8 protein-coding genes and 2 pseudogenes are annotated in these 9532 nt (G+C 67.3%); 4 read left to right on the top strand and 6 right to left on the bottom strand.

All coding sequences use genetic code 11. The features are described from left to right. A pseudogene (locus AC2VOU_RS03260) lies at positions 1-220 on the top strand (hypothetical protein); the annotation flags it as partial. A 39-nt stretch (positions 221-259) separates the two neighbouring features. Here AC2VOU_RS03260 and AC2VOU_RS03255 read toward each other — a convergent pair. Then, positions 260-2365 carry an acyl-CoA dehydrogenase family protein gene (locus tag AC2VOU_RS03255; protein WP_486956064.1) on the bottom strand — a complete coding sequence of 702 codons (2106 nt, stop codon included), beginning with the start codon at positions 2363-2365 and terminating at the stop codon, positions 260-262. Between the two features lie 300 nt (positions 2366-2665). Between AC2VOU_RS03255 and kstR the strand changes: the two genes are divergently transcribed. The 3 genes from kstR (at position 2666) to AC2VOU_RS03240 (ending at position 5556) form a co-directional block, all read left to right on the top strand. After that, entirely contained in the window at positions 2666-3271 is a 606-nt protein-coding gene (gene kstR / locus AC2VOU_RS03250; RefSeq protein WP_486956063.1) for a cholesterol catabolism transcriptional regulator KstR, read from the top strand. A gap of 232 nt (positions 3272-3503) precedes the next feature. Next, positions 3504-4262 (top strand): LamB/YcsF family protein, encoded by a 759-nt coding sequence (locus tag AC2VOU_RS03245; RefSeq protein ID WP_486956062.1) that lies wholly within the window; start codon positions 3504-3506, stop codon positions 4260-4262. Between the two features lie 52 nt (positions 4263-4314). Continuing rightward, on the top strand, positions 4315-5556 hold the full coding sequence (locus AC2VOU_RS03240; protein WP_486956061.1) for an SLC13 family permease: 1242 nt from the start codon (positions 4315-4317) through the stop codon (positions 5554-5556). Between the two features lie 135 nt (positions 5557-5691). On the opposite strand, the gene rlmB is transcribed toward AC2VOU_RS03240, so the two are convergent. The 5 genes and pseudogenes from rlmB to AC2VOU_RS03215 form a co-directional block, all read right to left on the bottom strand. Beyond that, positions 5692-6621 carry a 23S rRNA (guanosine(2251)-2'-O)-methyltransferase RlmB gene (gene rlmB, locus AC2VOU_RS03235; RefSeq protein ID WP_486956060.1) on the bottom strand — a complete coding sequence of 310 codons (930 nt, stop codon included), beginning with the start codon at positions 6619-6621 and terminating at the stop codon, positions 5692-5694. Next, positions 6611-8023 (bottom strand): cysteine--tRNA ligase, encoded by a 1413-nt coding sequence (gene cysS, locus AC2VOU_RS03230; protein ID WP_486956059.1) that lies wholly within the window; start codon positions 8021-8023, stop codon positions 6611-6613. The genes rlmB and cysS overlap by 11 nt, the downstream gene beginning before the upstream one ends. 123 nt (positions 8024-8146) lie before the next feature. After that, positions 8147-8617: a 2-C-methyl-D-erythritol 2,4-cyclodiphosphate synthase gene (ispF, locus tag AC2VOU_RS03225; RefSeq protein ID WP_486956058.1), complete on the bottom strand. Its 471-nt coding sequence runs from the start codon at positions 8615-8617 to the stop codon at positions 8147-8149. Beyond that, a complete protein-coding gene (gene ispD, locus AC2VOU_RS03220) occupies positions 8614-9282 on the bottom strand; it encodes a 2-C-methyl-D-erythritol 4-phosphate cytidylyltransferase (protein WP_486956057.1) in 669 nt (222 codons plus the stop codon). Before ispD ends, ispF begins: the two co-directional genes overlap by 4 nt. Before the next feature lie 35 nt (positions 9283-9317). After that, positions 9318-9532 (bottom strand): annotated as a pseudogene (locus tag AC2VOU_RS03215) (CarD family transcriptional regulator); the annotation flags it as partial.

Below are 9532 nucleotides of genomic sequence, written 5' to 3'. Positions count from 1 at the left end.
GGTGTTCAAAGAAGGCGGAAACGACGACGTCACCACGATCTACACGGGTGAAGGCGGCCCGGAGAAGTACCAGACCACGGGCCGGATCGACGCGACCGATTGGCACACCGGCCAGTCGCGGACCAACGTGCCGGTCATCATGTGCACGCACATCCAGGTGGTCTACGGCGGAAACAACATCACTTCACCGAGCACCTGCGCACAGGCCAACTTCACCTGAGCGCCGCGGCCCGACAGCTCGACGTCGGGGCACACCGACTCAGCGCGGCAGGCCGAGAAGGCGTTCGGCGGCCAGCGTCAGCAGAATCTGCTCGGTGCCTCCGGCGATCGTCAGACAACGGGTGTTGAGGAAATCCTTGACGGTGTCGTCGGCGACGATGCCGGCACCCTCGGACAGGTCCATCCGGTACTCGGCTAACGCCTGCCGGTATCGCACACCGATGAGTTTACGGACGCTGGACTGCGCCCCGGGGTCTTGACCACCTACCGCGAGTTGGGCGATGCGCTGGTCGAGTAGCGAACCGATTTGAGCGGTGATGATCAACCGTGCGAGTTGATCCTGCTGTGCGACATCAAGATTCGCCTTCGCCGCTTCGTCGAGCAGCTGTTCCATCGGGTTGCCCAGCGCGGTGCCCGCGGCCATCGCGACCCGTTCGTTGGCCAGCGTGGTCCGGGCCAGCCGCCAGCCGTCGTTGACCGTGCCGACCACCAGCTCGTCGGGCACGAATACGTTGTCGAGGAAAACCTCGTTGAACAACGCGTCGCCGGTGATCTCGCGCAGCGGCCGGATCAGGATGCCGGGCGAGCTCATGTCGATCAGGAAATAGCTGATGCCCTTGTGCTTCGCGGCGTCGGGGTCGGTGCGGGCCAGGCAGACACCCCATTGCGCCTTGTGCGCCGAGGAGGTCCACACCTTTTGTCCGGTCAACTCCCAGCCGCCGTCTGCCCGAACCGCCTTGGTGCGCAGCGAGGCCAGGTCCGAGCCCGCGCCGGGCTCGGAAAACAGCTGGCACCAGAGGATTTCGCCGCGCAATGTGGCGGGCACGAACTGCTCGATCTGCTCGGGTGTGCCGTGTTCGAGGATGGTCGGCGCTGCCCACCAGCCGATCACCAGGTCGGGCCGGGTCATGCCGGCCGACGCCATCTCCTGGTCGATCAGCAGCTGCTCGGCCGGCCCGGCACCGCGCCCGTAGGGCGCAGGCCAATGCGGCGCCAGCAGCCCGGCCTCGGCGAGCCCGGCCTGCCGTTGGTCGTCTGCCAGCGCCGCGATTCCGGCGACCGCGTCGGCAATCTCTGGCCGCAGGTCGGCAACCTCGCTGAGGTCGATAACGAGCTCGCGGCGGACACCGTCGTTGGTGAGCTCAGCGGTCCGGCGCAGCCAGCGTGCGGGCCCACCGAGGAACTGCCCGATCGCGTAAGCCCGGCGCAGATACAGGTGCGCGTCATGCTCCCAGGTGATTCCGATGCCGCCGAGCACCTGGATGCAGTCCTTGGCGTTGGCCTTGACCGCGTCGATGGCCACACCGGCCGCGATGGCGGCCGCGATGGACAGCTGCCGGGTGTCGTCACCCTGCGCGGCACAAGCAGCGTCGGCGGCAGCAACAGCCACCTGCTCGGTGCGGCACAGCATCTCGGCGCACAGGTGCTTGATCGCCTGGAAGCTGCCGATCGGTTTACCGAACTGCTCGCGGACCTTGGCGTAGCCGACAGCGGTATCTTGAGCCCAGCGGGTGATGCCCGCCGCTTCGGCGACCAGCACCGTAACGGTCAGGTCGGTCACCGGAGCGTCGATCACAGTGGCCAAAGCCTCGGTGAGCACCACCCGCGCCAGGGGTCGGGAGAAGTCGGTGGCCGGGAGCGCCTCGACGGAGACGCCCTCGGCGGCGCCGTCGAGGAGCAGCCACGTTCCGCCGGCCGGCACCAAAAGCAAACCCTCGGCCACGCCGCCTAGCACAACCGGCACTGTTCCCGACGCCGTCGAGGTCGTCTCGTCGAACTCGACATCGCTGTCGAGCCCCACCCCAGCAGTGCGTTCCCCGGTAGCCAGGGCGGCGCGCAACCGCGGGTCGGACACCACGAGGGTGGCCAGGGCCGTGGTGGCCACCGGTCCGGGCACCAACGCCCGGGCGGCCTCCTCGATCATCGCAGCCAGGTCCTCGATGGTCCCGCCGGCGCCACCGCAGTCCTCGGGAACCGCGACACCGAATAAGCCCAGTTCGGCCAGGCCGCCGAACACCGGTCGCCAGGCATTTGGCTTACCCTGTTCGATATCCCGGACCGCTCCGGTGGCGCCGGAGCCGACGGCCCAGTCGCGCACCAACTCCCGCGCCGCAAACTGTTCGGAGGTAATAGTGCTGGGGGTCATGCCCACCTGGACTCCTCGATCGACGGGTGGCGACGTTGCCGTAGGCACCACGCACAAGACTAGAACGTGTTCTAATAGTGCCAGTGTTCGATCGTCAAGTCGAATGCCATCGCAGCAGGACATCCCGGTGTCTCGGCCGCACGCAGGTGGGATATTCGCGCTGGGCATGCGTATCGTTTCGAGCGAGCGCCAAGGGAAGGAGCTGTCCGTCTGATGACCCGTTCGGCTTCGGGGCCAGTATCCGCCAACTCGGGGGAATCCTCGGGTTCGTCTTCTGCGCAACCTCGTGAGGTGATGAACGTGGCCGTATTGGCCGAGTCAGAGCTTGGCTCCGAAGCGCAGCGGGAGCGCCGTAAGCGCATCCTGGACGCGACCATGGCGATCGCCTCCAAGGGCGGCTATGAGGCTGTTCAGATGCGCGCGGTGGCCGACCGGGCAGACGTGGCGGTGGGCACGCTGTACCGGTATTTCCCGTCCAAGGTGCACCTGCTGGTGACCGCGCTCGGCCGGGAGTTCGAACGCATCGACGCCAAGACCGACCGGTCCACCCTGGTCGGCGGGACGCCGAATCAGCGCCTGAATTTCATGATCAGCAAGCTCAACCGGGCGATGCAGCGCAATCCACTACTGACCGAGGCAATGACTCGCGCCTACGTGTTCGCCGACGCATCCGCGGCCGGCGAAGTTGATCAGGTGGAGAAGCTGATCGATTCGATGTTCGCCCGTGCGATGAGCGACGGCGAGCCGACCGAGGAGCAGTACCACATCGCCCGGGTGATCTCGGATGTGTGGACCAACAACCTGTTGGCCTGGCTGACCCGGCGCGCATCGGCGACCGACGTCAGCAAGCGACTGGAGTTGGCGGTTCGGCTGCTGCTCGGCAACGGCGACACCGCTGCGGTGTAGTTCGGGGTAGAGCCGAGCGGGACTCATGAACCGGGAGATTACCGGGAATTGCACCGGTCAGCGGCGTCGCGCAGCCAACTTCGGGGGCGCGGGAGTTGCCTTCCCCGCGTCGAGATCGACGTGGGGGCGGCCTGATACTCGAACTTTGCCGCCACAACGTCGATCTCGGTGCGCAAAGGCGACCATGGCGCACCCCCCGGTGCACGCGTAACGAGACCATTAAGCTGCGAACGTGGCACGCATCGACCTCAATGCCGACTTGGGCGAGGGCTTCGGTGTCTGGCAACTCGGTGACGACGCCGCCATGCTCGGCGTCGTCACCAGCGCCAACGTCGCCTGCGGTTTTCATGCCGGCGACCCGGCCAAGCTGCTGGCGGTGTGTCGACTGGCCGCGGAGCGCGGCGTACGGATTGGCGCGCAGGTGAGCTACCGCGACCTGGCCGGCTTCGGTCGCCGCTTCATCGACGTCACACCCGAAGACCTGCTGGCCGACGTGATCTATCAGATCGGCGCCCTGCACGGGTTGGCCCGGGCGGCCGGAACCTCGGTGTCCTACGTCAAACCCCATGGGGCGCTGTACAACACGATCGTCGTCAATCGCGAGCAGGCCGGAGCAGTCGCAGAAGCAGTACGCCAGGTCGACCCCGGCCTGCCCGTCTTGGGCTTGCCAGGATCGGCGTTTTTCGACGAGGCCGGCAAACGCGGTCTGCGAACGGTGGGTGAGGCATTCGCTGACCGCGCGTATCAGGCTGACGGACAACTTGTTTCGCGGCGCGAGCCCGGAGCGGTACTCGCCGACCCGGCCGCGATCGCCGAACGGGTGCTCACCATGGTGATCGCTGGCAGCGTCACCGCCTCCGATGGTTCCAGCGTACCGCTGAACGTGGAATCGTTATGCCTGCACGGTGATTCGCCGGGCGCCGTGCAGATCGCGACGGTTGTCCGCGAGCGTCTGAGGGCCGAGGGCATTGACCTGAAACCGTTTTGCTGATGCGACAGGACATGCCGCCGATGTGGCGGCGTGCAGATCCCCGGGACCGAATTTGACGCTGTTTCTGGCGCTCGTGTCGCTGGCCGCCGTGCTGACGTGTGCGGTTACCCGTCCGCGGGGCTGGCCGGAGGCGATCGGGGCGGTACCGGCCGCGGTGTTGTTGGTCGCCGTCGGAGCGATTTCGATGCACGACGCGATGGTGGAGGCCTCGCGACTGCTGCCCGTCGTCGCATTTCTGGGCGCCGTGCTGGTGCTGGCCAAGATGTGTGACGACGAGGGCCTGTTCGAGGCGGCCGGTGCGGCGATGGCGCGTGGCCGCGTCGGCTCACAACGCCTGCTGCGACAGGTGTTCGTGATCGCGGCGGTCATTACCGCCGCGCTGAGCCTGGACGCCACGGTGGTCCTGCTCACCCCGGTCGTGTTGACCATGGTTCGGCGTCTGCGGGCACCGGTGCGGCCGCACGCCTACGCCACAGCACATTTGGCCAACGCCGCGTCGCTGTTGCTCCCGGTGTCGAACCTGACCAATTTGCTTGCCTTCAACGCGGCGCACCTCTCGTTTACCACGTTCACTGTGCTGATGACGCTGCCGTGGCTGGCCGCGGTGGGTACCGTCTACGTCGTCTTCCGAATCTTCTTCCGTCACGATCTCGAGGTGCCGCCGGAACCGCAGGAGGACCAACCCGCGCCCCCGACACCGGTGTTCGCGCTGGTCGTGGTGGCGCTGACGTTGGCCGGCTTCGTCGTCACCGAGGCGATCGACGTGGCGCCGGCCTGGGCCGCGCTGGCCGGGGCGGTCGTGCTGGCGGTACGCAACCTCGCGGCCCGGCGCACCTCGGCGGTGCAGATCGTCCGCGCCGTCAACGCGCCGTTCCTGGTGTTCGTACTCGCGTTGGCCGTCGTCGTGCAAGCAGTGATGCGCAACGGCGTCGCTGAGCGGATGGGCGGGTTACTGCCGTCCGGTTCCGGACTGCTTGCCCTGCTCGGCTACGCGGCGCTGGCCGCGGTGCTGGCCAACATCGCCAACAACCTGCCCGCAACGCTGGTCATGGTGCCGCTGGTGGCGTCGGCCGGCCCCGCTGCGGTGCTGGCCGTGCTGATCGGGGTGAATATCGGTCCGAACCTGACGTACGTAGGATCGCTGTCAAATCTTTTGTGGCGCAGTGTTTTACGCCGCTACGACGTGCCGGCAAGCGTCGGCGAGTACACCAGACTCGGATTGTTCACCGTGCCTACCTCCCTCATCGCCGCCGTGCTGGGGTTATGGGCCGCGGTGCGGCTGTTGGGGATCTAGGCGTGCCCGGGCAACTCGATAATGCGGTACGCGCATTTCTCGGGCGACCATCGGAAAACCAGCTCGACAAACCGCGGTAGCGCCGAGTGCTGTTCGAAGAAGCGCCGCGTCGTGACGACGCGAATAGCCGACGAATCAGCTTCGGCGTTGGCGGGCGATTTCGGCCAGCACCACTCCGGCAGCCACTGACGCGTTCAACGACTCGGTCGGGCCCGCCATCGGAATCGACACCACCGCATCACAGGCCTGGCGCACCAGCCGCGACAACCCCTTGCCTTCCGATCCCACCACCACCACGATCGGGCCGTCGCCGTCCACCTCGTCGACGACCGTGTCGCCCTCGGCGTCGAGCCCAACCAGTTGCAGACCTTTGTCGGCCCAATCCTTGAGTGTGCGATTGAGATTGGTGGCGCGCGCAACAGGAATCCGGGCGGCGGCGCCAGCACTGGTTCGCCAGGCGACCGCCGTCACCGAGGCAGACCGACGCTCGGGGATCAGCACGCCGTGGCCACCGAAGGCCGCGACAGAGCGGACAATGGCCCCGAGATTTCGCGGATCGGAGATGTTGTCGAGCGCGACCAGCAGAGCAGGCGGATTGTTCAGCGCCGTCTTGAGCAACTCGTCGGGGTGCAGGTAGTTGTACGGCGGCACCTGGAGCGCAATGCCCTGGTGTAAACCGTTGGTGGTCATCCGATCCAGATCATTGCGGGGCACTTCCAGGATCGCGATGCCGGAATCTGCTGCCAGCGTTACGGATTCGCTAAGGCGTTCGTCAGCCTGGGCGCCGAGTGCCACGTACAGCGCGGTCGCCGGAACTCCTGCACGCAGGCATTCCAGGACGGGATTGCGGCCCAGGACGGTTTCGGGGCCAACGTCCTTGCGCTTGACGGGACGGCGTGCCTGGGCCTTGGCTCGCTTGGCGGCCGGATGGTGTGGCCGCGCCTCCGCGGGCGGAGTCGCCCCACGACCTTCCAGTCCGCGGCGCCGTTGGCCGCCCGAGCCGACCGTAGCGCCTTTTTTCGATGTCTTGCGGATTGCGCCGCGGCGCTGCGAATTACCGGCCATCGGCATGAGCTTCCAGTGACCACTGCGGGCCGTCGCCGGTGTCGGTGACCTCGATGCCGGCATCTTTGAGCCGATCCCGGATCTCGTCGGCCAGCTTCCAATCACGTTGCGCGCGAGCCTGTTGGCGGCGTTCCAACTCGGCGCGCACCAGCACGTCGACCGCACCTAGCGCGGCCGAGGTCTCATCACGCGACTTCCATCGCTCGTCGAGTGGATCGCAGCCGAGAATGCCCATCATCGCCCGGATCGCGCCGGCCTGGGCCAGCGCGGCGTCGTGGTCGCCGGCGTCGAGCGCGCGGTTGCCTTCGGCACGGGCGCGGTGCACTTCAGCCAACGCCGCGGGTACCGCCAAGTCGTCGTTGAGCGCGTCAGCGAACCGGGCGGTCCACTGTCCGGGTTCGACGGCACCGACCCGGGTACGCACCCGATGCAGGAACTCCTCGATCCCGACGTAGGCGTTCACCGCGTCTTTCAGTGCAGCTTCGGAGAACTCGAGCATCGAGCGATAGTGCGCACTGCCCAGGTAATAGCGCAGTTCGGCGGCACGCACGCGCTGCAGCATCGCCGGGATCGCCAACACGTTGCCCAGCGACTTGCTCATCTTCTCGCCACCCAGGGTGACCCAGCCGTTGTGCATCCAGTACCTGGCGAAATTGTCGCCGGCCGCGCGACTCTGAGCAATCTCGTTCTCGTGATGCGGGAATACCAAATCCATTCCACCACAATGGATATCGAATTCGGGGCCGAGATAAGTGCGAGCCATCGCCGAGCATTCCAGGTGCCAACCGGGCCGGCCGCGGCCCCACGGCGTCGGCCAGGACGGCTCGCCGGGCTTGGCGCCCTTCCACAGCGTGAAGTCGCGCTGATCGCGCTTACCAGTCGCCGCGCCCTCGCCCTGGTGAACGTCGTCGACCCGGTGCCCGGACAGTCGGCCGTAGTCGGGGTAGCTCAGCACGTCGAAATAGACGTCGCCGCAACCCTGGTAGGCGTTGCCGGAGTCGATCAGTCGCTCGATCAGGTCGACCATCTGCGTGATGTGGCCGGTGGCGCGCGGTTCGACCGACGGCGGCAGGACGCCGAGTGCGTCGTACGCTGCGGCGAACGCCCGCTCGTAGGTCGCCGCCCACTCCCACCACGGACGGCCCGCCGCGGCGGCCTTGTGCAAGATTTTGTCGTCGATATCGGTGACGTTGCGGACGAATGCGACGTCGCAGCCGCGCGCCGTCAGCCAGCGGCGCAGGATGTCGAACGCGACGCCGCTGCGCACGTGGCCGATGTGCGGGAGCCCCTGCACGGTAGCGCCGCAGAGGTAGACGGACACGTGACCGGACCGCAGCGGAACAAAGTCACGGACGGCACCAGTTGCCGTGTCGTGTAGCCGCAGGCCGGCGCAATCGGTCACGACGTGCCAGCTTACCGGGCCGGATGAGGCATCGACGACCACCGCGGTCGCCTCGGGTCAAATGGGTACAAACCGCGCTGGATGTCCGTCACCGGCGAAATCGATGTCCCACGCTGCACACCGTCAGCCGGCGACCAGCAAAGCCGTCGCGATTGCCGCGCGACCCTCCCCGCGTCCGGTCAGACCCAATCCGTCGGTGGTGGTGGCCGAGACCGACACCGGCGCGCCCAGCACGTCCGACAGCGCCGTCTGCGCCTCGGCCCGGCGCGGTCCGACCCTGGGCCGGTTCGCGACGACCTGGACTACCGCGTTACCGACCGCAAAGCCGTGCTCGGTCAGCAGCCCGGCGACGTGGCGCAGCATCGTCATACCGGTGACACCGGCCCAATGCGGGTCGTCGACGCCGAACACCTCGCCGATGTCACCGAGGCCGGCCGCCGACAGCAGCGCATCGCACAGCGCGTGTACGGCCACGTCGCCGTCGGAGTGCCCGGCACAACCGTCGACGTCGGAAAACAGCAGACCCAGCAGCCAGCACGGTCTGCCGGCCTCGATGACGTGGACGTCGGTGCCCAAGCCGATCCGGACGTTCACTGACTCACGATCGCTTGTGCGAGCAGCAGGTCCAGCCGCGTGGTGATCTTGAAGGCCAGCGGGTCGCCGGCGACAACCTGAACCCGGGCTCCGACATGTTCGACCAGGGACGCGTCGTCGGTGAACTCGGCCGTGCCGGCCTCCCGGTAGGCCCGCAGCAACAGCTCGGTGGTGAAGCCCTGCGGCGTCTGCACGGCGCGCAGACCGGCGCGCTCGGGCGTTGCCAACACCGCGCCGTCGGCGTCGACGGCTTTGATGGTGTCCGCCAGCGGCAGCACGGGCACGACGGCCGAATGCCCGGCCCGCAGCGCTTGCACGACCCGTATCACCAGCTCAGGCGGTGTCAGGGCGCGGGCAGCGTCGTGCACCAGAACGAAATCTGGTTCCCCGGCACCGACGGCGGCCAATGCCCGGCTGACCGATTCGCCTCGATGTGCTCCGCCAGCGACGACGGTCGCGTCCCGGCCGAGGATCAGCTTTGCCCGGTCGGTGCGGTCAGCGGGCACAGCCACCACCACGTGGTCGACCACACCCGAGGACAACAGACCGTCGACGGCCCGCTCGACCAGGGTTCTGCCGTCGAGCTGATAGAACGCTTTGGGCACACGGGCGCCCAGGCGCTCGCCGGAACCAGCGGCCGGAACAACAGCGACCGTGCCGGTCAATACGGTTCCTCGAACGTCAGAAAATCGTCACGAAATCAAGAAGCGGCGGCCAGCGCCTCGTCCAGAATGTCCGATGCCCTGGCGTCGTCCGTGCTCTCGGCCAGCGCCAATTCACCCACCAGGATCTGGCGGGCTTTGGCCAACATGCGCTTTTCCCCAGCGGACAGGCCGCGCTCCTGGTCGCGGCGCCACAGGTCGCGAACAACCTCAGCAACCTTGTTGACGTCGCCGGAGGCAAGCTTTTCCAGAT

The sequence above is a fragment of the Mycobacterium sp. TH-M25 genome (assembly GCF_057473665.1).
The sequence above is the reverse complement of the archived record's forward strand: the minus strand, read 5'-3'. Positions and strand labels throughout refer to the sequence as shown.

What these genes read in the sequence shown, in the direction of transcription:
- rlmB (WP_486956060.1), bottom strand. Translation starts at nt 6,621, where the DNA reads ATGGCCGGTAATTCGCAGCGCCGCGGCGCAATCCGCAAGACATCGAAA.
- AC2VOU_RS03255 (WP_486956064.1), bottom strand. Translation starts at nt 2,365, where the DNA reads ATGACCCCCAGCACTATTACCTCCGAACAGTTTGCGGCGCGGGAGTTG.